The 24,692-nt window shown below is 60.1% G+C and carries 28 protein-coding genes; 12 read left to right on the forward strand and 16 right to left on the reverse strand.

The annotated features are described in order from the left end of the window. Window positions 1–27: 27 nt before the first annotated feature. The 3 genes from JFN90_RS00670 to JFN90_RS00680 all read right to left on the reverse strand — a co-directional run bounded on the left by JFN90_RS00670 (window position 28) and on the right by JFN90_RS00680 (window position 1,957). The gene (locus JFN90_RS00670; protein ID WP_199393177.1) at window positions 28–750 is read right to left on the reverse strand and encodes a DUF1847 domain-containing protein; all 723 of its coding nucleotides are present in this window, start codon (window positions 748–750) and stop codon (window positions 28–30) included. 252 nt (window positions 751–1,002) lie between these two features. Continuing rightward, window positions 1,003–1,299, reverse strand: coding sequence for a DUF2288 domain-containing protein (locus JFN90_RS00675; protein ID WP_199393178.1), 297 nt, complete (start codon window positions 1,297–1,299; stop codon window positions 1,003–1,005). A gap of 10 nt (window positions 1,300–1,309) precedes the next feature. Beyond that, window positions 1,310–1,957, reverse strand: coding sequence for a YceH family protein (locus JFN90_RS00680; RefSeq protein ID WP_199393179.1), 648 nt, complete (start codon window positions 1,955–1,957; stop codon window positions 1,310–1,312). Window positions 1,958–2,185: 228 nt separating this feature from the next. Between JFN90_RS00680 and JFN90_RS00685 the strand changes: the two genes are divergently transcribed. The 3 genes from JFN90_RS00685 to JFN90_RS00695 all read left to right on the forward strand — a co-directional run bounded on the left by JFN90_RS00685 (window position 2,186) and on the right by JFN90_RS00695 (window position 4,471). Continuing rightward, on the forward strand, window positions 2,186–2,650 hold the full coding sequence (locus JFN90_RS00685) for a hypothetical protein (RefSeq protein WP_199393180.1): 465 nt from the start codon (window positions 2,186–2,188) through the stop codon (window positions 2,648–2,650). Window positions 2,651–2,814: 164 nt separating this feature from the next. Beyond that, window positions 2,815–3,327: an FKBP-type peptidyl-prolyl cis-trans isomerase gene (locus JFN90_RS00690; RefSeq protein ID WP_199393181.1), complete on the forward strand. Its 513-nt coding sequence runs from the start codon at window positions 2,815–2,817 to the stop codon at window positions 3,325–3,327. A gap of 220 nt (window positions 3,328–3,547) precedes the next feature. Next, on the forward strand, window positions 3,548–4,471 hold the full coding sequence (locus JFN90_RS00695; RefSeq protein WP_236018787.1) for a tRNA dihydrouridine synthase: 924 nt from the start codon (window positions 3,548–3,550) through the stop codon (window positions 4,469–4,471). Window positions 4,472–4,569: 98 nt separating this feature from the next. Here JFN90_RS00695 and JFN90_RS00700 read toward each other — a convergent pair whose 3' ends face one another. Further along, the gene (locus JFN90_RS00700; protein WP_199393183.1) at window positions 4,570–5,823 is read right to left on the reverse strand and encodes an MFS transporter; all 1,254 of its coding nucleotides are present in this window, start codon (window positions 5,821–5,823) and stop codon (window positions 4,570–4,572) included. Window positions 5,824–6,016: 193 nt separating this feature from the next. Between JFN90_RS00700 and JFN90_RS00705 the strand changes: the two genes are divergently transcribed. Beyond that, window positions 6,017–7,060 carry a GMP reductase gene (locus JFN90_RS00705; protein ID WP_199393184.1) on the forward strand — a complete coding sequence of 348 codons (1,044 nt, stop codon included), beginning with the start codon at window positions 6,017–6,019 and terminating at the stop codon, window positions 7,058–7,060. A gap of 145 nt (window positions 7,061–7,205) precedes the next feature. On the opposite strand, the gene JFN90_RS00710 is transcribed toward JFN90_RS00705, so the two are convergent. The 3 genes from JFN90_RS00710 to JFN90_RS00720 form a co-directional block, all read right to left on the reverse strand. After that, window positions 7,206–8,363: a MalY/PatB family protein gene (locus JFN90_RS00710; RefSeq protein ID WP_199393185.1), complete on the reverse strand. Its 1,158-nt coding sequence runs from the start codon at window positions 8,361–8,363 to the stop codon at window positions 7,206–7,208. After that, on the reverse strand, window positions 8,360–10,465 hold the full coding sequence (ovoA, locus tag JFN90_RS00715; protein WP_199393186.1) for a 5-histidylcysteine sulfoxide synthase: 2,106 nt from the start codon (window positions 10,463–10,465) through the stop codon (window positions 8,360–8,362). Before ovoA ends, JFN90_RS00710 begins: the two co-directional genes overlap by 4 nt. 261 nt (window positions 10,466–10,726) lie before the next feature. Then, complete coding sequence (locus JFN90_RS00720) at window positions 10,727–10,906, reverse strand: hypothetical protein (protein ID WP_199393187.1); 180 nt, start codon at window positions 10,904–10,906, stop codon at window positions 10,727–10,729. A 152-nt stretch (window positions 10,907–11,058) separates the two neighbouring features. Between JFN90_RS00720 and JFN90_RS00725 the strand changes: the two genes are divergently transcribed. Together JFN90_RS00725 and JFN90_RS00730 are read left to right on the forward strand one after the other, a co-directional pair. Continuing rightward, window positions 11,059–11,436 (forward strand): response regulator, encoded by a 378-nt coding sequence (locus JFN90_RS00725; RefSeq protein ID WP_199393188.1) that lies wholly within the window; start codon window positions 11,059–11,061, stop codon window positions 11,434–11,436. Window positions 11,437–11,539: 103 nt separating this feature from the next. Further along, entirely contained in the window at window positions 11,540–11,707 is a 168-nt protein-coding gene (locus tag JFN90_RS00730) for a hypothetical protein (RefSeq protein ID WP_199393189.1), read from the forward strand. Window positions 11,708–12,283: 576 nt separating this feature from the next. Here JFN90_RS00730 and cmoB read toward each other — a convergent pair. Together cmoB and cmoA are read right to left on the reverse strand one after the other, a co-directional pair. Next, a complete protein-coding gene (gene cmoB, locus JFN90_RS00735) occupies window positions 12,284–13,252 on the reverse strand; it encodes a tRNA 5-methoxyuridine(34)/uridine 5-oxyacetic acid(34) synthase CmoB (RefSeq protein ID WP_199393190.1) in 969 nt (322 codons plus the stop codon). Next, window positions 13,249–13,983, reverse strand: coding sequence for a carboxy-S-adenosyl-L-methionine synthase CmoA (cmoA, locus tag JFN90_RS00740; RefSeq protein ID WP_199393191.1), 735 nt, complete (start codon window positions 13,981–13,983; stop codon window positions 13,249–13,251). Before cmoA ends, cmoB begins: the two co-directional genes overlap by 4 nt. Window positions 13,984–14,136: 153 nt before the next feature. Here cmoA and JFN90_RS00745 point away from each other — a divergent pair, with 153 nt between their 5' ends. Together JFN90_RS00745 and JFN90_RS00750 are read left to right on the forward strand one after the other, a co-directional pair. Beyond that, window positions 14,137–14,418: a type II toxin-antitoxin system RelE/ParE family toxin gene (locus JFN90_RS00745; RefSeq protein ID WP_199393192.1), complete on the forward strand. Its 282-nt coding sequence runs from the start codon at window positions 14,137–14,139 to the stop codon at window positions 14,416–14,418. Window positions 14,419–14,429: 11 nt separating this feature from the next. Beyond that, window positions 14,430–14,732, forward strand: a complete 303-nt coding sequence (locus JFN90_RS00750; RefSeq protein WP_199393193.1) for a HigA family addiction module antitoxin — start codon at window positions 14,430–14,432, stop codon at window positions 14,730–14,732. Window positions 14,733–14,804: 72 nt separating this feature from the next. Here JFN90_RS00750 and JFN90_RS00755 read toward each other — a convergent pair whose 3' ends face one another. Then, complete coding sequence (locus JFN90_RS00755; protein WP_199393194.1) at window positions 14,805–15,587, reverse strand: substrate-binding domain-containing protein; 783 nt, start codon at window positions 15,585–15,587, stop codon at window positions 14,805–14,807. A gap of 331 nt (window positions 15,588–15,918) precedes the next feature. On the opposite strand from JFN90_RS00755, the gene tdh reads away from it, so the two are divergent. From tdh to JFN90_RS00775, 4 genes are all read left to right on the forward strand, one after another. Then, the gene (gene tdh / locus JFN90_RS00760) at window positions 15,919–16,962 is read left to right on the forward strand and encodes an L-threonine 3-dehydrogenase (protein ID WP_215906649.1); all 1,044 of its coding nucleotides are present in this window, start codon (window positions 15,919–15,921) and stop codon (window positions 16,960–16,962) included. A 64-nt stretch (window positions 16,963–17,026) separates the two neighbouring features. Beyond that, complete coding sequence (locus tag JFN90_RS00765; RefSeq protein ID WP_199393195.1) at window positions 17,027–18,217, forward strand: glycine C-acetyltransferase; 1,191 nt, start codon at window positions 17,027–17,029, stop codon at window positions 18,215–18,217. A 248-nt stretch (window positions 18,218–18,465) separates the two neighbouring features. Next, window positions 18,466–18,912 (forward strand): type 2 periplasmic-binding domain-containing protein, encoded by a 447-nt coding sequence (locus JFN90_RS00770; protein WP_199393196.1) that lies wholly within the window; start codon window positions 18,466–18,468, stop codon window positions 18,910–18,912. A gap of 12 nt (window positions 18,913–18,924) precedes the next feature. Further along, a complete protein-coding gene (locus JFN90_RS00775) occupies window positions 18,925–20,148 on the forward strand; it encodes a TonB-dependent receptor (protein ID WP_199393197.1) in 1,224 nt (407 codons plus the stop codon). Between the two features lie 8 nt (window positions 20,149–20,156). Here JFN90_RS00775 and JFN90_RS00780 read toward each other — a convergent pair whose 3' ends face one another. From JFN90_RS00780 to ctaD, 6 genes are all read right to left on the reverse strand, one after another. After that, window positions 20,157–20,348: a hypothetical protein gene (locus tag JFN90_RS00780; protein WP_199393198.1), complete on the reverse strand. Its 192-nt coding sequence runs from the start codon at window positions 20,346–20,348 to the stop codon at window positions 20,157–20,159. Between the two features lie 17 nt (window positions 20,349–20,365). After that, complete coding sequence (locus JFN90_RS00785) at window positions 20,366–21,133, reverse strand: protoheme IX farnesyltransferase (RefSeq protein WP_199393538.1); 768 nt, start codon at window positions 21,131–21,133, stop codon at window positions 20,366–20,368. Window positions 21,134–21,198: 65 nt separating this feature from the next. Then, the gene (gene coxB / locus JFN90_RS00790; protein WP_199393199.1) at window positions 21,199–22,086 is read right to left on the reverse strand and encodes a cytochrome c oxidase subunit II; all 888 of its coding nucleotides are present in this window, start codon (window positions 22,084–22,086) and stop codon (window positions 21,199–21,201) included. Between the two features lie 25 nt (window positions 22,087–22,111). Beyond that, entirely contained in the window at window positions 22,112–22,399 is a 288-nt protein-coding gene (locus JFN90_RS00795; RefSeq protein ID WP_183344182.1) for a cytochrome C oxidase subunit IV family protein, read from the reverse strand. 51 nt (window positions 22,400–22,450) lie between these two features. Further along, a complete protein-coding gene (locus JFN90_RS00800) occupies window positions 22,451–23,050 on the reverse strand; it encodes a cytochrome c oxidase subunit 3 family protein (protein ID WP_199393200.1) in 600 nt (199 codons plus the stop codon). After that, window positions 23,047–24,666 (reverse strand): cytochrome c oxidase subunit I, encoded by a 1,620-nt coding sequence (gene ctaD, locus JFN90_RS00805; RefSeq protein ID WP_199393201.1) that lies wholly within the window; start codon window positions 24,664–24,666, stop codon window positions 23,047–23,049. Before ctaD ends, JFN90_RS00800 begins: the two co-directional genes overlap by 4 nt. Between the last annotated feature and the right edge of the window lie 26 nt (window positions 24,667–24,692).

Raw genomic sequence — 24,692 nt, forward strand, 5'->3', positions numbered from 1 at the left:
TTATCAACCCATATCAATATGGATAAATCATTTTATGACCATAGGTCCTTTTTGCAGGCGCTTGTAGTAGAAGTTTTGGCCGTAGAGGACGGCGGCGGGGTTGTGGCCGGTGACGCGGTCCTTCACCACCAGGGTGGTCACCGGGGCCTTGGAGTACTTGTTGAAGAGCATGTCGTGCCCGACACACAGGCCGACGATCATGTTCATGTCGGTGTCAAGATCGTTGCAGATCTGGGCCTGCGCGACCGGATTACAGGCGGGTTCGAAGGTTCCCGGACGCACCTTGTCGCTCTCGGCGAGCCCCAATTCCTTCTTGTCAATGCTGCCCGCTTTGCAGCAGACGCTCAATGGAGTAAACCCCTGGGCCTTCAGTATCGCGACCAACCGCTCGGATTCTTCGAGGAGCCCGATGCAGGTGGCGATGCCGATTCGTTGGTATCCCATGAGTTTCGCGAAAGCGATGGTGTCTTCGACGCGGGTCCAGCGCGCATTCACGGCGTCACTGCCGGGAATGGGCTGGTAGCAAAGCCCTTCCACGCGGGCCGCCACGAACGCCATCTTGGCGTCCTCGCTCTCCCCCTTCAGCAGCTCCGCCGACTCCTGCACCACCTCGGCATGACGATCGGCAGGGCAGTTACCCGGTCGGGGCGGTGCCGTGGCGGGATCCCCGCTCCAGCAATTGGTGGTCCCTTTCTTCTGCCAGACCGCGCTGCAACTCGCGCAGGTGACTTCAGCGTACTCCTTTTCCATGTCGCCCTCCTTTTAGGCTCCAACCAAAGATCACTAACGCAAAGGCGCCAAGCGGCGAAGGCGCAAGGCAGACAAATAGTTAGTTCGATCTCCTGCTCCCCCCTTTCGCAAATGGGGCCAGGGGGGGATTCCGCGAGGCAGCCAAACATCCCCGCCTGCAACGGAGTCAAATCCCCCTAAAGTCCCCCTTTGCGAAAGGGGGACTTTTACCCACGAAAGTTCTTTGCGTCCTGGCGCCTCTGCGCCTTTGCGTTAAGGGTTTACCGGCTCCTGAATCAACACGTACGGGGAGATGATCAGGCAATTGAAGATCTTCCCCTGCTCGGCGTCCCACGTCTGTATCTGCTCGATACTGGGCTTGGCCAGCAGGGACGAGGAGAGCCAGCGCTGCACCTTCTGCACCTCATCCGCGGCGAGCGCCGCACCTACCTCGGCCAAGTCCAGCAGCGGGTCCACCAAGATCACTCCGCCGCGCTCCAAGTGCGCCCTGAGCGAAAGCCAATCGGTGATATCAATCTTGGTGGCCAGTTCCTCCCTGGTATCCGTCATCATAAAACTCCTATTCGAAAGATTTCCTAAAGTCGGCGATGGTTTGGCGCAGGGCCGCCACCTCCTCGCGCAGGGTGGCCACTTCCTGCTCCAGCTCCGCGATCCTCTCTCCGGACGCGCCACCCCTTGCGCCTTCCGACGCGGCCGCCAATTCGGCAAGGTCCGGCTCGCCGGCGAAGAGCTGGCAGTAGCGCGGCTCCTTGCGTCCCGGCTGGACCGGCAGGCGCGTTACCAGCGGAGGTGTCCTCTCCATCAGGTCCTGCAGCACCGCCTCCACCTCGGCCAGGTCGGCGAAGGCGTGCATGCGCTCCCCGCGCGTCCGCAGCTCGCCGACGGTCTGCGGGCCGCGCACCATCAACTCACACAGAAGGGCGAGCTCGGCGGGGGTGAAGCGGAACTTTTCAACCAGCGCGTGGCGGTACTTGGAGACCCTGCCGCCGGCACCGGAAAGCAGAGCGAACTGTTTGAAGCGCAGGCTGTCGAGGGCGCCGGTCACCTGCGATTCATCCAGGTTCGTGACCGGGTCCCGGTTCGATTTCTGATTGCAGGCGTTCACCAGCGCGTTCAGGGAAAGGGGGTAGTACTCGGGAGTGGTCAGTTCCTTCTCGATCAGGGAACCGAGCACTCTCAGTTCGACAGCGTTGAGGGTCACATCCATGGAAAGGCTCCTTTACCCGGAACTTCTGGTCATCAATAAAACAACAAGCGGGGGACTTAATGCCATCCCCGAGGGTGAAGTCGCTCCAACTTACTAGATTCCCCGCCACGGTTCAATGCAAAAAGCGGGATCAGCACCGCCAGACTCTATTGTTGTATAACATCATTTTATTTGTTATGGTATTGCGCAGTTGACGCTGCAGCAAGGCGACCTACCCAAGGAGAATACATGGCGGCTTTTCTGGACCTGAAGAAGATCAACAAGACCATCAAGATTTTTGCCGTGGCGCAGTTCGGGCTGATCGCCATCCTGATTTATACCGCAATCAACTTCCAGCAGCGGCTGCAGGCGGTGGGCAGGGGATACCGCTTCATGAACGGCGTGATCTATGCCTTCGTGATCCAGTTGCTGTTCTTCTACCCGATCTTCAAGTTCGCCGGCAAGGAAGCCGACCGTGATTTCACCCTGGTCGGGAAAATACCCACCCCGGAAGAGGGCAAGGCGTTCGCCAAGAAAAAGAGGTGGGCGGACATCATCAAGATCTCGGTCATGAGCTTCTACTTCATCTTCGCAGTGGCCGCTCCGGCGGATCCTTTCATCCTCAGCGTCATCATCTACAGCTTCCTGCTCACGGTCCTTACCTACCTGCAGTGCTACAGCGCCGCGATGAAGAAACTGTCCAGAACGGCCTGAAGTACAGGAACGCTCGTGCCGGTCAAAGCGAAGCCCCGCGGCGAAGGCGGACAAGAAAAAAAGAGCCGTAGTCAGATTTTGCTGGACTAGCGGGCGCTGTCCCACGTACCATCCCGACATAGCTACGCGCTAGAAATCAACCCCATAGAAGGAACAAAGTTAACATGGCAATTGCAAAGCAAGGCGACAAAGTAAGCATTAACTACACCGGAGCCCTGGAAGACGGCACCATCTTCGACACCACCCTCAAACATGCCGGTGGTTGCGAAGACGACGGTTGCGGCTGCGGCTGCGATGACGACGGCTGCGATGATGACGACTGCGGCTGCGGCGAGACCGGCCCGATGGAAATCACCATCGGCAACGAGGACTTCTTCCCGCAGATCGAAGAGGCCCTGGTCGGCATGGCCCCGGGCGAGAAGAAGACGGTCGTGATCCCGGCCGAGGACGCCTTCGGCGAGTACGACGAGGACGAGGTGTTCGCCATCAGCCGCGAGCAGCTCACCGGCGACATCGTTCCGGAAGTCGGCATGGAGCTCGAGCTGACCGGCGACGATGACGAGCCGGTCGACGTGGTCGTGGTCGAAGTAAATGACACCGCCATCGTCGTTGACGCCAACCACCCGCTGGCTGGCGAAGACATCACCTACGAGATCGAGCTGGTCGAGATTCTCTAGATAAGTACCGCCCCCGTTCCGGGGGCATACCCTACGGATAGAAGCGTGGGGGCGAATGATTATTCGCCCCCACAGTTTTCAAAGCAGTATCCAAGGACCCCGAACCTTCCCGCACGCAGGGCGCGTCATCCTGAACAACATGCAGAATACTGAAGCAAATCCCGCTACCAATCCCTCGACAACAAACGTGCTTCCCTGGAACTCCGGGGAAAAGCCGTTCATGCTCGCGCCCATGCAGGGGCTTACCAACCTTGCGCTGCGGGAGCTGTTCACGACCTGGGTGCGCCCGGACGTGGTCTGGACCGAGTTCATGCGCGTCAACTCCCAGTCGGAGAAGAAGCTCCTGATGCCGGGAGACGTGCGCGAATGTGCGGCGGAGGAGAACGGGGTGCCGCTGGTGGTCCAGCTTATCGGACACGGCAGGGATGCACTGGTCGCCGCGGCGAGGACGGCGCAGAAGGCGGGCGCGGTACACATCAACCTCAACATGGGCTGCCCCTACGGCCGCATGACCAGTGGCCTTACCGGCGGCGGAATGCTGAAGCGCCCGGAACTTTTGGAAGAGATTATCCCGGCGCTGCGCGATGAGATCCGGGGCTCGTTCTCGGTCAAGATCCGCGCCGGCTACGAGGATCCGCAGCAGATCTTCACTCTCCTGCCGCTCTTCGAGAGGGCACGGGTCGACTTCCTGGTACTGCACCCGCGCACGGTGCGCCAGGCCTATGAGGGGCTTGCCGACCACGCGATCACCTCTGAGGTGATCAAGCAGACCGCGATTCCTGTCATCGCCAACGGCGATATCAGGAGCGCCGCCTTCGGGCTGGAGCTGCTGGAGAAGACCGGTGCTGCTGGACTCATGCTCGGTCGCGGCGGCATCGGCGAGCCGATGCTTTTCGAGCGGCTGCGCGGCCGCGCCACCGCCGATCCGGACGCCGCCGAAAGGCGCGCCATGCTGCACCGTTACCTGAGCGACCTGCTCCCCCTCTACGGCAAGCTCTTTTGCGGCGACATGCAGGTGCTGGGCAAGATCAAGGGAGTCGTTTCCAACGTGGAGGACCACGAACTGGAGCGCGAGCTGAAACACCTCAAACGCGCCAAGAACCTCTCCGCTTTCCGCACCGCCGTTGCGGAACTAGCCGCCTAATCCCTTAAAACTCAATGCACGTTTCACGAGCCACGAATCACGCTCTCTGACTCGCGTCTTTAGTCTAGCCCCTAGCCCCCAGTCCCTAGCCCCTGCCTTTACGCGCTTTTCTCCCAGTAGTCCCTTGCAAAGAAGAACAGAGCCGCCGCGACCGCCTGAACGCCCACCGGTACCAGGAAGGCCGTGTGGAAGGCCTGCACCGTCGCTTCCGGCGTGGTCTTGCCCACGGCGTCGAGGACGATGCCCATGATCTGCTGCACGGAAGCCGCCCCCAGCAACACGAAGAGGTTGATGGAGGTGAGCGCGGTGCCGACGATGGAAACCGGGAACATGGAGCGGTTGATGGGATAGATCATGACGCCGCTCGACACGGCGAGCCCCAGGCAGAAGAAATAGAATCCCAGAAGCAGCGGGGGGAGATGATCGATCGGCCCCTGGAAGCCAATCATCAGGATCAGCAGTAGTATCTGGCCCCAGAGAAAGGTCTTCTTGTAGGAGTGCGCGACCTTGCGGGCAATGGAATCGATGACCAGGCTGCCGCATATGAAACCGATCGAGGTGAACATCAGCATGCGGCCGGTCTCCTCGCGGGTCAGCTTGAGCACCTCCATCAGGTACGGCCCGCCCCAAAGCCCCTGCACCGCCAGGTAGCATCCGTACCAGGCGAAGGCCAGCCCGGCCAGCAACCAGAAGTCACGGTTGGTGGTGATGCGCTTCCAGGCCTCCAGCATCCCCATCTTGGCCGGTGCCGGCTCACCGGCACCTTCCACTGCAACCGCCGGACGATCCCGCACCAGCAAGAAAACGAGCACCGTGGCCAGCGCCTGCATGATCCCGATGGTGAGGAACGAGTTGCGCCACCCGATCCAGGCTACCGCCAACGCGAGCGGCGCGGTACCGGCCAGGTTCCCCATGTTTCCCACCGCGACCATGAGACCCGACACCTTGCCGAATTCCTGCTTGGTGAACCAGTGACTGAAGAGGCTGAAGGTCGCCATCAACACCGACGCAGTCCCGATGCCGATCAGGACGCGGGCGACGAGAGCCTGCCCCATGTTCCCGGCCTGCGAGAAAAGGATGCCGCCGATAGCGGTCAGCACGCCGCAGCCGCTGATCACGATGCGGCTCCCGAGCCGGTCGATCATCGGTCCCAACGGGATTTGCGCGGCGGCATAAACGTAGAAAAGGATGCTGGAGAGCGACCCCAGTTGCGCCGGGGTGAGGTTCAGGTCGCGAGAGACGTCCTTGGCGACGACGGCCAGCGATACGCGGTAGAAGTAAACCAGGATGTAGATCAGGGACAGTATGAAAAAGATTAACCAGCGCTGACGGCGCTGACGTTCGTCGATCATGTATACACTCCTCCGCAGCGCACTCTAGCACAGGGCTTGCTCAAACTCAACAAGCTGGCGGAATCACATCACAACTTGTGGACAAACCGTTTTCGGGTACTCTCATAGACTGTTCCGAACGAACCGCCCAGAAAGAATCTCCCTCACCCCAGCCCTCACCCAAAGGAGAGGGAGTTGCAACGGAGGATGCAAAATGTTCCTGGAAAGCGACATAAAACTCGGATTCAGCGACGTGCTGATCCGGCCCAAACGATCCAACCTGAAAAGCAGGGCCCAGGTTGACCTGCAGCGGCACTTCAGGTTCCTGCACAGCAAGTACGACTGGAGCGGCATCCCGGTGATCGCAGCCAACATGGACACCACCGGCACCTTCGAGGTGGCGGACCGGCTTGCCGAACACGGCATGCTTACCGCGCTGCACAAGCACTACACCGTGGCCCAGTGGGACGCCTGGCTGGAGAACCACAACCACGGTGACGACATCTACAACCGGATCATGGTCAGCACCGGCACCTCGGACAGCGACTTCGAGAAATTCTCCGCCATCATCACCAACCACCCTAAACTTCAGTTTATTTGCATCGACGTCGCCAACGGCTACGCCGAGAGCTTTGTCGAGTTCGTGCAGAAGGTGCGGGACGGCTACCCCGACAAAACAATCGTCGCGGGCAACGTGGTCACCGGCGAGATGGTTGAGGAACTGCTCCTGTCCGGTGCGGACATCGTCAAGGTTGGGATCGGCCCCGGTTCGGTCTGCACCACCCGGGTCAAGGCCGGGGTCGGGTATCCGCAACTTTCAGCGGTGATCGAGTGCGCCGACGCCGCGCACGGCCTGGGAGGCAGGATCGTTTCCGACGGTGGCTGCACCTGTCCGGGTGATGTCGCCAAGGCTTTCGGCGGCGGGGCTGATTTCGTCATGTTGGGGGGGATGTTGGCCGGCCACGACGAGAGCGGCGGCCAGATCGTGGAGCGTAGCGGGCGGCAGTTCAAGCTCTTTTACGGGATGAGCTCAACTACCGCGATGGACAAGCATTCCGGCGGGGTCGCGCACTATCGCGCATCGGAAGGAAAGACGGTGGAAGTCCCCTACCGCGGCCCCATCGACGAGACGGTGCGGGACATACTGGGCGGTGTCCGTTCCGCCTGCACTTACGTGGGGGCTTCCGCGCTCAAGGAGTTGACCAAGCGCACCACCTTCATCCGGGTGCAGGAACAGGAGAATAGGATTTTCGGATAACGGCTTGTCGCCGCTGTGCCTTTCACCCTCGCCCTTCGGGAGAGGGCCGGGGTGAGGGCGCTTAAACCAGGCAGGATCTTTCCTCCTGGCACCGCCCTCACCCGCCCTGCGGGCACCCTCTCCCATGGGGAGAGGGGATGGAGTTTCATCTTCCAGGTAATCCATCCAGTGCCACCTTCATGCGCCTGAGCGCTTCCTTCAGCAGTTCCCTGCGGCAGCCGAAGTTGAGCCTCACGTAACCGGCTAGACCGAAGTCGCTCCCGCCGGAAAGACCGACGCCGGCATCTTCGAAGAAGCGCACCGGATCCTCGATCCCCGTCTGGCGCAGATCTATCCAGGAAAGATAGGTCGCTTCCACCTTGGCCACAGGGAGCCCCAGTGCGGTCAATTCCTTTTCCACCAGGTCCCTATTGCCGCGCAAATACTCCAGCAGTTCCTGGCGCCACTCCTCCCCATCCCGATAGGCCGCCTCGGCGGCGGTATATCCCAACAGGTTCACGTGAGGCACGATGCGCCCCATCGCCTTCCTGAAGGCGCGGCGCAGGGTGTCATCCGAGATGACGGCGAAGGAGCAGCCCAGCCCCGGCACGTTGTAGGTCTTGCTGGGCGCCATCAGGGTGATGGTGCGCCGACTGGCTTCCGGGGAGAGTGTGGCGATCGGGATGTGTCGCACGCCCGGCTCCAGGACCAGGCCGGCGTGGATCTCGTCGCTGCAGATCACCAGATCATGACGCGCCGCGAAATCGTCCAAGGCCACCAGTTCCTCACGGGTCCAAACCCGCCCCACCGGGTTGTGCGGACTGCAGAGCAGAAGCTGCTTCGTTCTCGGCGTGACCGCGGCCTCCAGCGCCGCTAGGTCCAGCCCCCAGCGCCCCGCCTCGCAGACAAGCGGGACGTTGATCACGTTGCGGTCCGAGAGAGGGGGAGCGGACATGAAGGGGGGATAGACGGGCGTGAAGGTGACGACATCGTCCCCCGCCTCGCCCACGGCCCTGCAGCTCACGTTGAGCCCGGTGACCAGCCCCGGCAGCCAGGTAATCCACTCCTTGCGCACCTGCCAACCGAACTCCGCCTGCAACGAGTCGATCACCGCCTGCGCCAGCCCCTGCGGCGGCGCGGTGTAGCCGAAGACGCCATGCTCCACCCGTTCATGCAGCGCCTTCACGATAGCCGGGGGCGACTTAAAATCCATGTCCGCTACCCAAAGGGGGATGATGTCGCGGTCGCCGTACTTGTCCCACTTTTCGCTCGCGGTGCCGCGCCGGTCGATGATCTCGTCGAAATCGAACTTCTTCTGCGTCATTTAAGCTCCCATACGGTCAATTCGGAAATGCCATGCTGGAACTTGCGGCGCGTCTCCCGTATCACGAAGGGAACGTCGCGCGGCTCGCCCAGCATCCGGAAATGAGGCGCCAGTTCTGCCTTGAGCGCGTCCAGAGTCCACACCGGCTCGCCCGCCTCCCGGTATCCTCCCAGCCACTCTTCTTTCTTGGTGTACTCCTCGAGCCAGGTGTAGGGGGAAACCAGCACCAGGAGCCCGCCGGGGTTGATCCGCCCCTGGATGCCTGCCAGGAAGCGACGCGGCGAGTAGAGCCGGTCCAGTATGTTCGCGGCGAGCACCAGATCGTAACCGGAAAACTTATCGGGCAGGTTGCAGGCGTCCCCCTGGTAGAACTGCACCCGGTCGCGCATCGCGGCAAGGCCCAGTTCCTCCAGGCTTAGCTCGTGGTAGGAGACGATCTCCCCTTCCTCGGGGAGGGCGTAGCGCAGGTATCCTTCCTCCTGCATCCGCGCCGCCAGACGGAAGAACCTGCTGGAGAAGTCGATCCCCGTCACCCTGTCGAAGCCCCTGGCCAGTTCGAAGCTGGCACGTCCCACGGCGCAACCGAGGTCGAGGACATGCCCCCTGGCGCGCCCGGATGTTACCTCCAAACAAATGTCGGCGCAAGCCTTGGCGAAGTTGGGAACCCCGAAGTGCTCGGGACCGTAGTGGGCGTCGCAGTACTGCGCGGTCAGCGCGTCGGTTTCGTAGGGATCCTCGTGCAGTTGCACCGGGTTGTCGCTCTCCACGTACCGGAAGCCGGCGTGCTGGAAGAAATGGCGCCGGAAAGCGTAGCGCGACTCGCGGGTCGCCTCATTGCCGGTGGAGATCCAGGACCCGCCCTTGATCAGGTTATGGCGCGTGTCGAAGGTCGGCGTCGAGAAGTCGTCGTACCAGGGATGGATGCGGAACCCATGGAAGGCGTAGATGGGGGTCTCGGTCCACTGCCAGACGTTGCCCACCACGTCGAAAAGCTGCCCGAAACGGAAGCGATCGACCGGGCAAGACGAGGCCCAGTAAGCGAGGTTGATGTTGCCGGGGGCCTCGCGCCACTCCTGCGGGTCGCGCACACCCGCCAGGTCGTAGATCCGGTACCACTCGTCCTCGCTGGGAAGGCGTATCCGCTTCCCGGTCTTGTCGGCAAGCCAGTTGCAGAAGGCCTTTGCCTCGAGATAATTCACTTCCACCGGCCAGTTCCAGGGGAGATCGATCACCTCGACCATGGTGCGCAGTCCCCAGCCGTGCGGGCGCTCCACCCAGAACAGCGGGTGATCGGCCTGCTTGAAGTTGCGCCAGTGCCACCCTTCCTCGCTCCACCAGCGCTCCTCCCGGTAGCCGCCCGACTCCACGAAGGCGAGATACTCCCGATTGGAGACCAGGTATTTGGATGCGGCGAAAGGCTGCAACTGCGCCTCGTGGTGGCCGTACTCGTTGTCCCAACCGTAGAGCGGGTGCCCCTCGTCCTTGCCAAGCACCACCTGCCCTCCCGCAACCGGGACCAGCTCGTTGTCCGGCGCCAGCCCCGCATCGCGGCAGATCTGCCAGAACTCGTGGCGCTGCACCCGGTCGATCGGAAGCTGCCGGATCAGCACCGAGGAGGTCTCCAGGTGGATCCGCTCGTGCTCGATCCCCATTACGATGGCCCAAAAGGGGCTCTCCCAGGTGATGGGGAGGGTGAGCGGCAGGGTCTTGATCAGCCCGGTAACCAGCTCGCGCACCTGGTCGCGGTACGCCTTCACCTCGGCCCGGGTGGGCCAGTCGTAGTGGGTCTCGTCCAGGTCGTCCCAGGACATCTCGTCCACTCCGACCGCGAACATCGCCTCCAGGCGCGGGTTGATGCGCTTCTCGATGACCCGGGCGATCAGCAGCTTGTTGACGAAGAAAGACGCGGTGTGCCCGAAGTAGAAGATAAGCGGGTGGCGCAGCCGGTCGGCCCTCAGGTAGAAGGCGCCGCCGTCTTTCAGCGTGTCATAGAGCAGTTCGTCTATGGTAAAGGTGGCTTCGAAATACTGCAGTATCTCGGCCCGTTTCTGTTCAGGATCACCCTCGTTCAGTACCACGCTATGAGTCTTTTTCAGATCCATGTTTACCCTCACATTATCTCTGTCATAGTTTCTCATCCGGTTGATTTAGTCGATGGGTCTAATGATACCAGATCTTTTCCTGCAGTCGTGATGCTTGGTCTTGGGCATTTCCCCATACTGGCAGACTGAGCCGTGTAGTGACAAGCCGTTAGCTTCTAGAAACTAAAAGGCGCCCCCTGGCTGGCAGGGGGCGCCTTCTTTGACTTTAAAGCGGCTGTGGTCGGCGATGCTGTTCGCAGCCAAGTTCTACTCCATACGGAACTACAGCGGTCGCGGGTTGCAGAGGTAATCCTCGGAATCGGCCTTGGCGCCGCACCGGTTACAGACGAATTTCGGATCGGCCGAATGCTTGTCGATCTCCTCGATCCTACCTTCATGTTTCAACTGGCACATGTGTGCCGGGTGTTGTTTCGGGCTCGGGCAGCTTTCCTTTTCGCTCATGACGTTCTCCTTTTTTCTGAAGCACACTCTCCTATTATAACAGGTCTGGCTTCCTTTTGGCATTACGGACTTCATATATTTTAATTGACCAGAAAGAATGAAAGTTTTATATAGGTTTGAAAGAGTGGCCAAGCTTTGTTAGAGGAGGAACAATGGCGCTGAAGGACGTACGGATACTGATAGTTGACGACGAAAAGTTTTATCGGGACTCGTTGCGCGACATCCTTGGCAGGATCGGCTTCACCGTTGTCGCCGAAGCGGCAGACGGGATCGAGGGGGTACGGATGTTCCTCACGCATCGTCCTCATATCGTGATCATGGACGTCTACATGCCGGTCAAAAACGGTATCGACGCTACCAGGGAGATGATCGCGCTCAACAAGAGCGCCAACGTGCTGACCAGCAGCGCCTCAGATTGCCCCAGCGACACCAACGCCGTGCTGAAGGTCGGGGCCAAGGCGATACTGAAGAAGCCTTTTGAGCCCCGGGAGATTTACGACACCATCAAAAGCGTCCTTGGCGGCAGCTGACCCGTAACAAGCTCTTTCTTTTCTTCTTTGCTCCATATTTCATCCTCAATTCCCTTCTACTCTGAAGACAATGGCGATGTGTCCGGGAGAAAGGAGAATGGAGATGAAAAAGAAAATCCGGTATCTGATTGCACTCGTTGTGTTACCGTCACTTTTGTCGGCCTGCGTTGTCGTGCCTATGGATGATTACTACCGCGGCCACCATCGTGGAGGCTATTCCGGCGACTATGATGGCCGTTATGACCGCGGCCCGTATGGTTACCGCAGGTAATTGTCCTCAAGCTACCGACGGCGGCCCCTGTACCTGGGGCCGCCGTCGTGGTTTTCGTATCGCCGCAGCAGCTTCAACGCCGTGTTTTTCTAATGTAAGGGTCGATTTAAAAAAAATAAGGTCCACTTTATGTTAAATGAGGTCTGCTTTTTCTAATATGCGACCTTGTTTAAAATATGTGAGACCTGATTTTTTAATAATGCGACGAAACAAACCCGACCCCTCCTCGTTGTTCTGACCAGGAAGGTGTTTTTCCAGCCGAAGTCGCCTTGACTATCGTAATTGCACCCTAGCTTTTTACGAATCCCCCCCCTTTTTATTCCCGAACTGGCTCGTTTCGCTAATGAAAAACCTGATTTAACTTAAACATGACCATGTTTTTCTTATTCATGGTCTTGTTTATTTTAAACACGACCCCATTTATTTTAACTACGACCATGTTTCAATTAATCACGGTCTCATTTCGCTTGGACGTGAGGCGCCTTTGTTTATCAAGGACCTGCTGACGCTTATCTACGACCACCTTCCATTTACTGCGCGGTGCAAATTAGTTACCGCACCTTGCACATCAAAACTTTACGGCCTCTTCGCCGTAAAAATCGCCCGCAGCGGAGCCGGGTGTCCCTCAATGGTTTTCTCCGCATCCTCTGGATCAAGAAAATCCGCCAGCGACTCGAACTGCATCCACGGCGTCGAGCGCTGCTCATCGCGGCTCGTGCGGTTGGTGTCGACGCAAGCGATCTGCGTGAAGCCGCAACGCTGCAGCCACAACGTCATAGCACTGATGGACGGGAGGAACCAGACATTGCGCATCTTCGCGTAACGTCCCGGCGGCATGAACACGGTATCCCGGTCCCCTTCCACGATCAGCGTTTCCAACACCAATTCACCACCCGGGCGTAGGCACCCCTTGAGCTCGTAAAGATGGTCGAGGGGGGAGCGGCGGTGGTAAAGGACCCCCATGGAAAAGACCGTGTCGAAACAGGCGAGATCGGGGGGGACATCCTCGATACCGATAGGGATGACGTGGTGCTGCGGATCGCGCAGGTAGCGCTGCATCACCTGGAACTGCTGCACCGAAAGCAGGAACGGCTCGATGCCGAGCACGAGCTCCGCGCCGGCGCCGCGCATGCGCCAGCCGTGATAGCCGTTGCCGCAGCCGACGTCGAGCACCTTACGTCCCTCCAGGGACTCGATGTGCGGTGCAACGCGGTCCCACTTCCAATCGGAGCGCCACTCGGTGTCGATGTCGATCCCGAAGAAATGGTAAGGGCCTTTCCTCCAGGGATGAAAAGCCTGCAATGTGGCGGTGACCTCTTGGGGGTCAATCGCGCCGAGGTCGGCGCCGCAGCCGATGGTGACATTGTCTTTAAGCTCGATCCGGGAGGGCGTTGTCTCCGGCAGCGACTGCAGGGCGTTCTGCCACCCTGCCAGCTTGCCATGGCTTTCCAGTAGCAGTCTCTCCGGCAGGGTCGCTCGCAACTGCTCCGCCCAACGCTCCTGCCCCATGGCGGCGAGTTGTGAATACAAGGAGTCGTAGTTCATTTGGTAGCGACCAGCGAGGCGAAGTTGAAGCACTGGAACCAGAGCTCGGAGGAGGAAAAGCCCGCGGACCGCAGCCGCTCATGGTGACAGTCGAGCGTTTCCGGGATCATCACGTTCTCCAGCGCGGACCGCTTCTGGCTGATCTCGAGATCGCTGTAGCCGTTGGCCCGTTTGAAGTCATGATGCAGTTCCACATGGAACTGCTGCCGTTGCGGCTCGCTGAAGGCGATCTTTTCAGAGAGGATAAGGATGCCGCCGGGGTTGAGTCCCGCGTAGATCCGCTGAATCAGCGCCAGGCGCTGCGCCGGGGGGATGAACTGCAGGGTGAAGTTGAGGACGACGACAGACGCATTCTCTATGGTGACATCCTGGAGATCGGCGCAAGTCATGGTCACCGGGACGGCCGAAGCGGTATCGCGGGCGAGGAGCTCCCGGCCGCGCTCGATCATGGCGGGGGAGTTGTCGACGGCGATGATGTCGCAGTCCGGCTGGTTGATGCGCTGACGCATGGAGAGGGTGGCCGCCCCGAGGGAGCAGCCGAGATCATAGCAGTGGCTTCCGGGCTGGGCGTATTTGCCGGCCAGGATGCCGATGTTGGAGATGATCATGCCGTAGCCCGGCACGGAGCGTTGGATCATGTCGGGAAAGACGGCGACGACGCGCTCGTCAAACTTGAAATCGATCATTTCCTGCAGCGGCGCCGCGTAGATAGCATCCTTCGTCTTTGTCACTGTCTTTTCGTCCTTCTTACTCAGTTATCCGTAAAAAAGTCGAAGATAGCGGGTTTGGCGCGGAACATCAACACCTTGTTAGATGTGCAGCCCAGAAAGGAGGGAAAGACGGAAGTCTCTTGACACGTATAAACAATTTGTTTACATTTTTGCATGATTGTATCTTTTGCGGACAAGGAAACCGAGAAGCTCTTCGCAACGGGGAAGTCGAAAAAGCTTCCTCCGGAAATAATACCTCGTGCGATCATGCGGTTGACACAGTTGGAGAACGCGCGCGAGGTTACGGACTTGCAGATGCCGCCTTCAAACCGGCTGGAAGCACTATCGGGCAAGAGGGCTGGACTGTGGAGTATCAGGATCAATAACCAGTGGCGCATTTGCTTTCGGTTTGCAAATGGCGAAGCTACAGATGTCGAAATAACGGATTACCACTGAGGGGCAAAGTGATGGAAATACCAAATGCTCTCCCACCGATTCATCCCGGGGTGTTCCTGAAGGAGATTCTGGATGAACTGAGAATCTCCCAAAATGCTTTTGCTAAAGCAATCGGAATTTCTCCGATGCGGGTCTCCCATGTCATCAAAGGGACACGGCCTGTCACTGCAGAGTTGGCGCTGCTGTTCGGGAAAGCGTTCAACCAAACCCCCGCGTACTGGATGAATCTCCAAACGAGCTATGACCTCAAAACGGCGGAAAAAGAATTGGCGTTAAAGGTACGTCAAGTTCAGCCCTTGTCACAGGCCGCATAGCGGATGCTGTTCTACTTGCTGCTCCTTGCTCGGCCGCGAAAAACGTACCCTGTAGGAAGGGAATTGGGCTTATCAGTTCAGGAAAGCGACGTCCTTGATGAGGGCGAGCAGTTTCTGCACGTGCGGCGACGGCTCTCCCTTGGTGATCAGCACCACCGAGGAGGCAACCTCCAGGCTGCCGGGGACCCGCACACCGCGGGAGACCATCACGCTGGGACCGATGCCGACGGCGCCCGGTATCTCCAGCACTTTCGCTCTCATTTCCTCGACGTTTGCGACTGAGACGAATTTCGGTACGACCTCTTCACCCTCCAGCACTTTTTCAATGAAGGCTTCGTTTTCCCCATCGTCGGCTGGGGACCACACCACCACGATGCGCCGGTTGGGGCCGCCCACCTTCTTCCAGTTGGTGATCTTGCCGGTGAAGATCCCCTTTAACTGCTTCTTGGTCAGCTTCTTGATTTTCACGCCCTGGTTGAGAAAGACCACGGTTTCGTTGGTACCGACCGGCACCTCCCGGAACATTTTACGATCCCATACCGTACCGCTTTCCGCGGCCCGCTCCAAGAAACTGTCCAGACTGATGGTGGAGACGACGGCACCGAGGGAACCACTGGCAAGACTCGCCAGTTCCGTTCCGGGCTGGCTTTGTACCGTGACCAGGCGCACCGGGTTTTCCTCCTCGAAGGTTTCCTTTACCGGTATGATCACCTCGGTCAAGGCAGCGTCACCCCCGCCGATCGTAACCACCTCCGGGGCCGCAGGCTGCGTTGCCACGTCCTTTTGCAAACCCGCACAACCCGCAATGACGCAGATAGCGGAAACCATGATGGCGAGTAAAAATGGTTGCTTCACAACATTCCTCCTGCCCATGTTCTTCTGTTACTTCGCCAGTACCGTGTGATTAAACTGGTACCAACAGCGACTTCACCCGTAAACTTCCCGCCCAATATCGTCTAACTATATTTAATAATCAACAAAGTATTTTTTAAAACCAGTTATCATAATCACTTTTAACTTGCACAATTGGTCTTACAAGCGCAGCAACTTGCAGATAATCTTCTGTAAGTCACTTCGTCTGCCCCTGAACCGGAGTTGCCGTCTTCACCCTGTCGCTATTTACATGTGAGGCGTTGTTGGTAACATTAATGAGCCAAAACGGCCATTACAGTAGAGGAGTTGCATCATGCAAAAGACCATGCGCGCGCTGGTTAAGAAATACCCGAAGCCGGGGCTATGGCTGGACGAGGTGCCGGTGCCGGATGTCGGCATCAACGATGTCCTGATCAAGGTGCACAAGACCGCGGTCTGCGGCACCGATCTGCACATCTGGGACTGGAACGCCTGGGCGCAGAAGACGATCCCGGTGCCGATGGTGATCGGGCATGAATTCGTGGGGCGGGTGGTGGCGATGGGGAGCAACGTCGCCGACCTCAACATCGGGGACATCGTGTCGGGCGAGGGGCACATCGTCTGCGGCCGGTGCCGCAACTGCCTGGCGGGAAGACGCCACTTGTGCAAGGACACCAACGGCGTCGGCGTGAACCGCACCGGCGCCTTCGCGGAGTACATCTGCATCCCGGTGACCAACGTCTGGCACGCGGACCCCTCCATTTCGATGGAGATCCTCAGCATCTTCGACCCCTTCGGCAACGCGACCCACACCACCCTCGCCTTTCCGGTCCTGGGCGAGGACGTCTTGATTACGGGAGCGGGGCCGATCGGCATCATGGCCACCGCCATCGCCCGGCACGCCGGAGCGCGCTACATCGTCACCACGGACATGAACCCGTACCGCCTCGACCTGGCCAAAAAGATGGGGGCGACGGTGGCGCTCAATGTGAAGGAGCGGACCCTCGCGGACGTGCGCAAGGAACTGGGAATGAGGGAGGGGTTCGACGTGGGTCTCGAGATGTCGGGCAACGGCGACGCCTTCAAGGAGATGCTCGCCAACATGTGCCACGGAGGCAAGATCGCCATGCTCGGCATCCCGTCGGGGGACTTGGCCATCGACTGGAACCAGGTCATCTTCAACATGCTGACCATAAAGGGGATCTACGGCCGCGAGATGTACGAGACCTGGTACCTGATGCAGTCGCTGATCAAGATCGGGCTCGACCTCACCCCGGTGATTACACACCGCATGCACTACACGCAGTTCGAGGAGGCCTTCGAGGTGATGAGCAGCGGCAACGCCGGCAAGGTCATCCTCAACTGGGTGGAGGAGTAAGCACCCAGGAACGAAAAGAGAGAATCGGGCGAATGATTATTCGCCCCTACAGGAGTCAGAACAGATGAGCGACAAATTCGCCTGGATTACTGAAGAGATGACCGCCCTGGAAGGGCAGGGACTGAGGACCGGCATCCGCACCATAGGGTCGGCCTGCGGCCCCTGGATGGTGGTGGACGGCAAGAGAGTGCTCAACTTCTGCACCAACAATTACCTGGGCCTCGCCAACCACCCGCGCCTCAAGAAGGCGGCGCAGGACGCGGTGGAGCAGTGGGGGGTGGGCCCCGCGGCGGTGCGCAGCATCGCCGGCACGTTGGAATTGCACCGCCAACTGGAACAGCGCCTGGCAGCATTCAAGGGGGTGGAGGACGCGCTCTACGTTCAGTCGGGGTTCTGCGCCAACCAGGCCGCCATCCCCCCGATGGTCGGCAAGGGGGACGTCATCTTCACCGACCGGCTGAACCACGCCAGCATCATCGACGGCTGCCGGCTCTCGTCCGCTAAGGTGTTTGTCTACGAACATTGCGACCTCGCCGACTGCGAGCGGGTGATCATGGAGAACATCGGCCAGTACCGCCGGGCGCTCCTCATCACCGACGGGGTCTTTTCCATGGACGGGGACGTGGCTCCCTTGGACAAGCTCTTCGAACTGTGCGAGCGCCACGGCATCATCACCATGGTGGACGACGCCCACGGCGAAGGGGTGCTGGGCCACGGCGGGCGCGGCATCGTGGACCATTTTCAACTCAATGGCAAGTTCGACCTGGAGATCGGCACGCTCTCCAAGGCCTTCGGCGTCATGGGCGGAGTGATCGCGGGGAAGAAGGTGGTCATCGACTGGATCCGCCAGAAGGCGCGCCCCTTCCTCTTCTCCAGCGCCGTCACCGCCGCCGACACCGCCGCATGCCTTGCCGCCGTCGACCTTCTTGAGGAGAGCACGGCTCTGGTGGAAAAACTCTGGGACAACACGCGCTACTTCAAGGAAGGAATGCGGCAGGCCGGGTTCGACATGGGCGCCAGCGTCACTCCCATCACCCCGGTCATACTCGGGGAAGCGACCATGGCGCAGGAATTCTCGCGCCGGCTCTTCGCCTCTGAGCCGGGCATCTTCGCCATGCCCATCGGCTTTCCGACGGTGCCGCAGGGTAAGGCGCGCATCCGCGTCATGATCAGCGCGGCGCATACCCAGGACGACCTGGAAACCGGCCTGAACACCTTCACCCGCATCGGCCGCGAGCTAGGTGTGATCGGCTGATCTAGTTAACTCTCTCCCTCCCCCTTTCAATCGGGGGAGGGATTGTCATACCTTCATTCCCAATTCTCTCCTTACTCAGCAACATCCTCTCATTCAATCCCACTGGTTGTGCTCACACAATCACCTTTTATTTCATCTTTCAAACTTTTTATTAAAGATGTATGATGCGCCGTCCGATATTGGACCAAAGTAACCTCTGTGCCAATAACAGATGCTTTTGTGAGTATAGAAACCTCTGGAGGTGCTGCATGTTCCACCCCAAACGGTTCTGCATCATGGGGACAAAGATTCTTTTTCTGATGTGTCTGATCGTGTTTGGTCACTCGGGTGCCCATGCGGCCAGTTTCACGATCATCGCCAACAAGAGCGTCGTCGAAAGCGCCCTCACCCGCGCCGAGTTGCAGGGCATCTACCTCGGCGAAAAGGTCAAGTGGGGCAACAGGAAACATATCAAGATATCGGTCCTGGAAGACGATCGGACGCTCAAGGAGTTCCTGCAGGTGGTGCTCGGCAAGACGCCTTCCCAGTTCGACCAGCACTGGGTCAGGATGGTGACCACCGGGAAGGCGTCCATGCCTCCTGCGTTCCCCGACGCACAGCAGTTGATCGATTACGTCGCCAAGACCCCCAATGCGATCGGGTTCGTGCCCTCGGGGCAGCCGGGCGACGCCGTTAAAACCATTGCCATCAAGTAGGGGGATTTCGATATGAAGAAAGCGTTGACTGCGATGATGCTGCTCGCCTTTGCCGGGCCGGCCCACGCCGTGGATCTGGCCGGCGTCGAGATTCACGGTTTCGCCTCGCAAGGGTACATAAAGACCTCCCCGGACAACAATTTCCCCGTCTCCAACAGCGGTGAGGGCTCCTTCAACTTCAACGACTTCGCCGTGAACTTCTCCAAAGAGGTCAACCCCGACCTGCGCGTCGGCCTGCAGCTTCTGGCCATGGACCGCGGCAGCTACGGCAAGGACAAGATCACCCTGGACTGGGCCTTCGGCGACTACCGCCTCACCGACTGGCTCGGCTTCCGCGCCGGCAAGATCAAGATCCCCCTAGGGTTGTACAACGAATCGCGCGACAACGACGCCGCGCGCACCTTCATCTTCCTTCCCCAGAACGAGTACTACGACTACGAGCGCGACTCGGTGAACGCCATCACCGGCGCGAGCGTCTACGGATCGATCCCTGCCGGATCCGCGGGCACGGTCAACTACCAGTTCCAGATCGGGACCACGCCGATCCCGTTGGACGGCGCTTCCGCCAGGAACTACTCCGCCTACATCTCCACAGTCGATGCGCCTCTGACCACCACCGACGTGAACTCCAGCACCGCGTTCATACACCACCTGGAATGGAGAACGCCGGTCGGTGTGCGCGCCACCTTCAGCGGTCTGCACACCTCCTTCGACGGCACCGCCACCGGCATTTATACCGATCCGGCCACCTCCGCCACCACCCCGGTCACCGCCAAGTGGAAGTTCGATTCGTGGCACCGCTACATCCTGGGTGTCGAGTACCTCTGGAACGACCTGACGCTGGCCACCGAGTACCAGCGGGACGACTACACCGTGTCGGCCGACTACCAGAACCCGGCCCTGGAGAACTTCACCTCCAAGCAGGCTTCCGACGGCTGGTACGTGAGCGCCGCCTACCGCTTCACCGACTGGTTCGAGTTGGGGGGGTACTACACGGCGATCTACGCGGACCGAAATCACCGCGACGGATCAACCTTTGAGGAGCTGGGCGTGGGGGCTCCCTGGCAGACCTGGCAAAAGGAAAAGGTCCTGACCCTTCGCTTCGACCCGGTGCGCAACCTGGTGCTCAAGTTGGAGGGGCACCTGATCGACGGGACCTGGAACATGTCGGAATACACCGACGCTTCCAAGCGGAACTGGTACCTGGTCGCCACCAAGGCGACGGTGTTCTTCTAGGCGGGTAGTTAGCGGGTGACCTTGAGGCTCCTGGGGTTGCAGACGACCAACGGGTCATCCGCCTGCACCTTGCATTTGTTGCAGTAGACGATCGGCTTTGCGCCGTGCCGTTCGAACTCTTCCATCCTGCCGTCCTTCTTCAGCTTGCACATGTGCGTCTTGTGCCGTGCCGGCTGCTCGCACTTCTCGTTTTCTCCCATCAAATAATCTCCTGTAATCAAAGGCCGTACAGCGCGAGGGTGAGTAGCGCCGGAAAGATGTTCACACCGGCGAAGGCCGCGCCTTCCCAACGCTCGAACGGATACAGCACGAGCGGCAGGCAAAAGGCAAGGCACCACAGGGGAGCATGCTGCCCGGCGATCAGTCCGAAGACCGGGAGCATCAGCGTCGCCGCGATCATGGCCACCAGCCAGAGCACCAGGAACGGCGCCGGTCCGCTGAAGCTGCGGGGAACGAAGAGCGGCACCCCCGCCCGGCGGTAGTCCTCGGCGTGCCTTTTCTGCAGCATCCAGAAGTGCGGCACCTGCCACAGGTACAGGATGCCGCAGAGCAGGACGATCCTGAAATCGGTGACGACGCCCCCGGCTGCGCTCCAGCCAATCAACGGCGGCAACGCGCCGCAGACGGCACCGACCAGCAGGGCGAACGGGGTGCGGCGCTTGAGCGGGGTGTAGACCAGGAGGTACCAGAGGAGAGTCGCCAAGGCGAGGCCAAGCGGCAGCAAACCGATGATGTTGAGAAGCAGCGCCCCTACTGCGAGGGTCAGGAGGGCGATCAACATCCCCCCGAGGATTCCCAGTTCCCCGGCGGGGAGCGGACGCCGCCTGGTGCGATCCATGAGGGCATCGAGGTCGCGCTCCAACACCTGGTTGAAGGCGGAGGCGGCACACGCCATCAGGGCCACCCCGGCAAAAAGAGCCAGCGCATCGAGCCGCGGCTGGGCCCGGCACAGCAGGTACCCCCCCAGCGCGGCCGTTGCGTTCATCAAGGCGAGCGGGAGCCGGAACAGGCGGTACAACCCTTTGCTTCTTTTCCACACTGCAGTTACGATCACTTTTCCCCTTCCAGGAATTCCACTATCGCCTTCAGCTCCGCCTCCGGCATCTCGGTCTTGGGCATGATCGGAGGGAACCCTTCCACGACGGCCGCCCCGGGATCGACGATGGATTCACGCAGGTACTTCTCGTCCGCCTTTACCGTCTCGGCCTTGCCACCTCGGGTCACCTTTACCTGGCTGTCGTAGAGCCCCTTGAAGGTCGGTCCCACCTTCGGGGTGCCGTCCAGGGAATGGCAGCCCAGGCAGCCGTATTTCTGCAGCAGCTCCTGCCCCTGCGCCCCCACGCTGGCGGGCTTTTGGCCCAGCCACGCCGTGAACTGCTCCGGCGGTAGCGCCTCGACGCTACTGATCATCGCGGAGTGCCCGGTGCCGCAGTACTGCGAGCAGAAGAGATCATAACTGCCGGGAGTAGTCGCCACGAACCAGACATGGTTCTTCATTCCCGGCACCACGTCGCGCTTGACCCGGAACGCGGGGAGGTAGAAGCCGTGCACCACGTCCTTGGACACCAGGTTCACCTGGACCGGCCGCCCCACCGGGACGTAGAGCTTCGGGCTCGTCTTGCCGTTGTCATAGATGAAGTTCCAGGACCACATGCGCGCCTCGGCCGTCACCTGCATCGCCCCTTTGGGCACGGTCCGCAGCGACAGGTAGCTGGTCCAGCCGTAGTAGAACATGCCCATCACCAGCAAGGTGGGGAGCAGGGTCCAGACCACTTCCAGAAGCGGGCTCCCCGCCACCTGCGACGTCGGCTCAGGGTTTTTCGATCGGCGGTAGCGCACCACGAAGTAGATCATGGTGATGGTGATCCCCAAGAGGAGCACGGTGCAGGCACCGAAGAGGAACTTGAAGACCGGGTCGACGGCTTGCGTCGTTGTCATGAGCTGATTTTCCACGTTGGCCCCTTTAACGGTAGAGTACGTCGAAGAAGGTTCCCCCGATGAAGCCCGCCAGGGTGAAGAGCGCCACGAACAGGATGATCCGGAACAGCCGCGGCTCATACTTCATGTGCATGAAGAAGGCGATGACCAGGCCGGACTTGACACTGGCGATGGCGAGCGCCGCCCACACCTTCCAGACCCCCAGCTCGACCCGGGTCACCATGATGGTTGCCGCCGTCAGGACCAGGAGCGCCACCCAGACGGTGGTCAGTTTTCCGTAACTCAGGATATGTTCTGCGTGTTCTTCAGTCATACCGTTCTCCACAAGCGTTTGAACTGCACTCGGCTCGACCTTTCCGGCTGATCACAGGATCAGGTAGTAGAGCGGGAAAATGAAGATCCAGACCAGGTCGACCAGGTGCCAGTACAGGGTGACGTTTTCCAGCGTCACGTTGTCGGTCGCGTTCAGCCTCTCTTTTTGCACCATGACTGCGGTCCAGCTCATCAGCACCGCGCCCACGATGACGTGGATGCCATGCAGGCCGGTGGTGAGGTAGTAGAGGCTGAAGAATATGGACTCGCCCGGAGGCCCCGCGATCAGTTTCGGGGAGTTCGGGTAGATGCCGTGGTGGAACTTGGCGCTCCACTCCAGGTACTTGATGCCCAGGAAGATCAACGCGCAGCCGATGGTCCCGGAAAGAAGGCCGAGGGTGAGCTTTTTCGCCCCCGTCTTGATGGCGGTGACCGACATGGCCGCGAACAGGGAACTGGTCAGCAGCACCGCGGTGTTGGTCGCGCCGTAGACCAGGTCCAACTGGTGCCCGCCCAGGCCGAATTCCTTGGGATAGCGCGTCAGGTAGACCGAGTAGAGGATGAAGACCCCGCCAAACAGGAGCATCTCGGTGAACAGGAACAACCACATGCCGAGCTTGGCGCCGAAACTGTCCTTTTCCAGGTGACTCATGGAACCCCCGCTCCTTTGAAATCGTACGGCCCGTGGGTCACCACCGGATCCTCCTCGAAGTTCTCAGTGGGTGGAGGGGTCGCGATGCTCCACTCAAGGCTCGCCCCGCCCCAGGGGTTGCCGGTAAACGGTTCCCCCTTTAAAAGTCCGCGCCAGAGATTCCAGACCACGATGGCCACCCCGGCCAGCATGATCCAGCTTCCCACCGTCGCCACGAAGTTCAGCCGTGCGAATTCCGGGAGGTAATCGTAGTAACGCCGCGGCATACCCTCCATCCCCAGCACCTGCATGGTGAAGTAGAGGATGTTGAAGCCGATGAACATGAGCACCCAGCCGACGATGGCGGGCTTCTCCCGGTACCGGCGCCCGAAGTACTTGGGAAGCCAGTAATGGGCCGCAGCGAAAAAGGCGAAGCCGGTGCCGCCGAACATGACGTAGTGGAAGTGCCCGACCACGAAGTGGGTGTCGTGCACGTGGATGTCGGTGGCGGCCGCGCCCAGGATCAGGCCGGAGAGCCCGCCGATGGAGAAGAGCAGGATGAAGGAGAGCGCGAAGAGCATGGGTGCTTCCAGCGAGATGGACCCCTTGTACATGGTGGAGACCCAGTTGAACACCTTGATGGCCGAGGGGATCGCCACGATGAAGGTCAGGAAGGAGAAGATCAGGACGCCCATGTCGCTCATCCCCGAAGTGTACATGTGGTGCCCCCACACCGCCGATCCGGCCGCAGCGATGGCGAGGCTCGAAAAGGCGATCATCTTGTAGCCGAAGATCGGCTTCCTGGAGAAGACCGGGATGATGTCGGAGATGACCCCCATGCCCGGCAGGATCATGATGTACACCGCCGGGTGCGAATAGATCCAGAACATGTGCTGAAACATGACCGGGTCGCCGCCGCGGGTGGGGTCGAAGAGCCCGAGCCCCAGGATCCTTTCGGTCACCACGAGCAGGAGAGTGATGGCGATGATCGGGGTGGCGAGCACCTGCACCCACGCCGTCGCGTAGAGGCTCCAGGTGAAGAGCGGGATGCGGGTCCAGGTCATCCCGGGGGCGCGCATCCTGTGGATGGTGGTGATGAAGTTGATCCCGGTGAGGATGGAGGAGAAGCCGAGCACGAAGACGCCGAAGACCGCGAGCGAAACGTTGGTCGTGGTCCGGGCGCTGAAGGGTACGTAGAAGGTCCAGCCGGTGTCCGGGGCACCGCCCCCCGTAAAAAGCGAGGTGAGCACGATGACGGCGCCGATGGCGTAAAGCCACCATGAGAAGAGGTTCACCCGCGGGAAGGCGACGTCCCGCGCGCCGAGCTGTATGGGGAGCACCAGGTTGCCGAAGGAGGCCGGGATGCCCGGGATGATGAAGAGAAAGATCATCACGACGCCGTGCACCGTGAACACCGCGTTGTAGGTCTGCGCGGTCATGATGGTCGGTCCCGGCGCCATCAACTCCAGCCGGATCAAGAGCCCGAGGAAGGCGCCGACCAGGAAGAAGCCGGACACGCAGTACAGGTACATCAACCCGATCCGCTTGTGGTCGGTCGAGAATATCCAGGCTCCAATTCCGGTCCTGCCGGTATCCCGCCAGAAGCCGCCTTCCGCCATTGCCGTTTCGTGACTCATTTTACCCCCGAACCCTGCAACGCCTT

The sequence above is a fragment of the Geomonas propionica genome (assembly GCF_016458235.1).
Lineage (GTDB): Bacteria > Desulfobacterota > Desulfuromonadia > Geobacterales > Geobacteraceae > Geomonas > Geomonas propionica.

Excerpts from the sequence above, each read along its gene's own strand:
- ovoA (WP_199393186.1), bottom strand. The coding sequence starts at position 10,465 with ATGGATCTGAAAAAGACTCATAGCGTGGTACTGAACGAGGGTGATCCT.
- ctaD (WP_199393201.1), bottom strand. The coding sequence starts at position 24,666 with ATGAGTCACGAAACGGCAATGGCGGAAGGCGGCTTCTGGCGGGATACC.
- JFN90_RS00745 (WP_199393192.1), top strand. The coding sequence starts at position 14,137 with ATGATTGTATCTTTTGCGGACAAGGAAACCGAGAAGCTCTTCGCAACG.
- JFN90_RS00775 (WP_199393197.1), top strand. The coding sequence starts at position 18,925 with ATGAAGAAAGCGTTGACTGCGATGATGCTGCTCGCCTTTGCCGGGCCG.
- JFN90_RS00675 (WP_199393178.1), bottom strand. The coding sequence starts at position 1,299 with ATGACGGATACCAGGGAGGAACTGGCCACCAAGATTGATATCACCGAT.
- JFN90_RS00795 (WP_183344182.1), bottom strand. The coding sequence starts at position 22,399 with ATGACTGAAGAACACGCAGAACATATCCTGAGTTACGGAAAACTGACC.
- tdh (WP_215906649.1), top strand. The coding sequence starts at position 15,919 with ATGCAAAAGACCATGCGCGCGCTGGTTAAGAAATACCCGAAGCCGGGG.
- JFN90_RS00690 (WP_199393181.1), top strand. The coding sequence starts at position 2,815 with ATGGCAATTGCAAAGCAAGGCGACAAAGTAAGCATTAACTACACCGGA.
- JFN90_RS00800 (WP_199393200.1), bottom strand. The coding sequence starts at position 23,050 with ATGAGTCACCTGGAAAAGGACAGTTTCGGCGCCAAGCTCGGCATGTGG.
- JFN90_RS00685 (WP_199393180.1), top strand. The coding sequence starts at position 2,186 with ATGGCGGCTTTTCTGGACCTGAAGAAGATCAACAAGACCATCAAGATT.
- JFN90_RS00765 (WP_199393195.1), top strand. The coding sequence starts at position 17,027 with ATGAGCGACAAATTCGCCTGGATTACTGAAGAGATGACCGCCCTGGAA.
- JFN90_RS00750 (WP_199393193.1), top strand. The coding sequence starts at position 14,430 with ATGGAAATACCAAATGCTCTCCCACCGATTCATCCCGGGGTGTTCCTG.
- JFN90_RS00720 (WP_199393187.1), bottom strand. The coding sequence starts at position 10,906 with ATGAGCGAAAAGGAAAGCTGCCCGAGCCCGAAACAACACCCGGCACAC.
- JFN90_RS00695 (WP_236018787.1), top strand. The coding sequence starts at position 3,548 with ATGCTCGCGCCCATGCAGGGGCTTACCAACCTTGCGCTGCGGGAGCTG.
- JFN90_RS00670 (WP_199393177.1), bottom strand. The coding sequence starts at position 750 with ATGGAAAAGGAGTACGCTGAAGTCACCTGCGCGAGTTGCAGCGCGGTC.
- JFN90_RS00770 (WP_199393196.1), top strand. The coding sequence starts at position 18,466 with ATGTTCCACCCCAAACGGTTCTGCATCATGGGGACAAAGATTCTTTTT.
- JFN90_RS00680 (WP_199393179.1), bottom strand. The coding sequence starts at position 1,957 with ATGGATGTGACCCTCAACGCTGTCGAACTGAGAGTGCTCGGTTCCCTG.
- JFN90_RS00725 (WP_199393188.1), top strand. The coding sequence starts at position 11,059 with ATGGCGCTGAAGGACGTACGGATACTGATAGTTGACGACGAAAAGTTT.
- JFN90_RS00785 (WP_199393538.1), bottom strand. The coding sequence starts at position 21,133 with ATGAACGCAACGGCCGCGCTGGGGGGGTACCTGCTGTGCCGGGCCCAG.
- JFN90_RS00780 (WP_199393198.1), bottom strand. The coding sequence starts at position 20,348 with ATGGGAGAAAACGAGAAGTGCGAGCAGCCGGCACGGCACAAGACGCAC.
- cmoB (WP_199393190.1), bottom strand. The coding sequence starts at position 13,252 with ATGAACTACGACTCCTTGTATTCACAACTCGCCGCCATGGGGCAGGAG.
- JFN90_RS00730 (WP_199393189.1), top strand. The coding sequence starts at position 11,540 with ATGAAAAAGAAAATCCGGTATCTGATTGCACTCGTTGTGTTACCGTCA.
- coxB (WP_199393199.1), bottom strand. The coding sequence starts at position 22,086 with ATGACAACGACGCAAGCCGTCGACCCGGTCTTCAAGTTCCTCTTCGGT.
- JFN90_RS00705 (WP_199393184.1), top strand. The coding sequence starts at position 6,017 with ATGTTCCTGGAAAGCGACATAAAACTCGGATTCAGCGACGTGCTGATC.
- JFN90_RS00710 (WP_199393185.1), bottom strand. The coding sequence starts at position 8,363 with ATGACGCAGAAGAAGTTCGATTTCGACGAGATCATCGACCGGCGCGGC.
- JFN90_RS00700 (WP_199393183.1), bottom strand. The coding sequence starts at position 5,823 with ATGATCGACGAACGTCAGCGCCGTCAGCGCTGGTTAATCTTTTTCATA.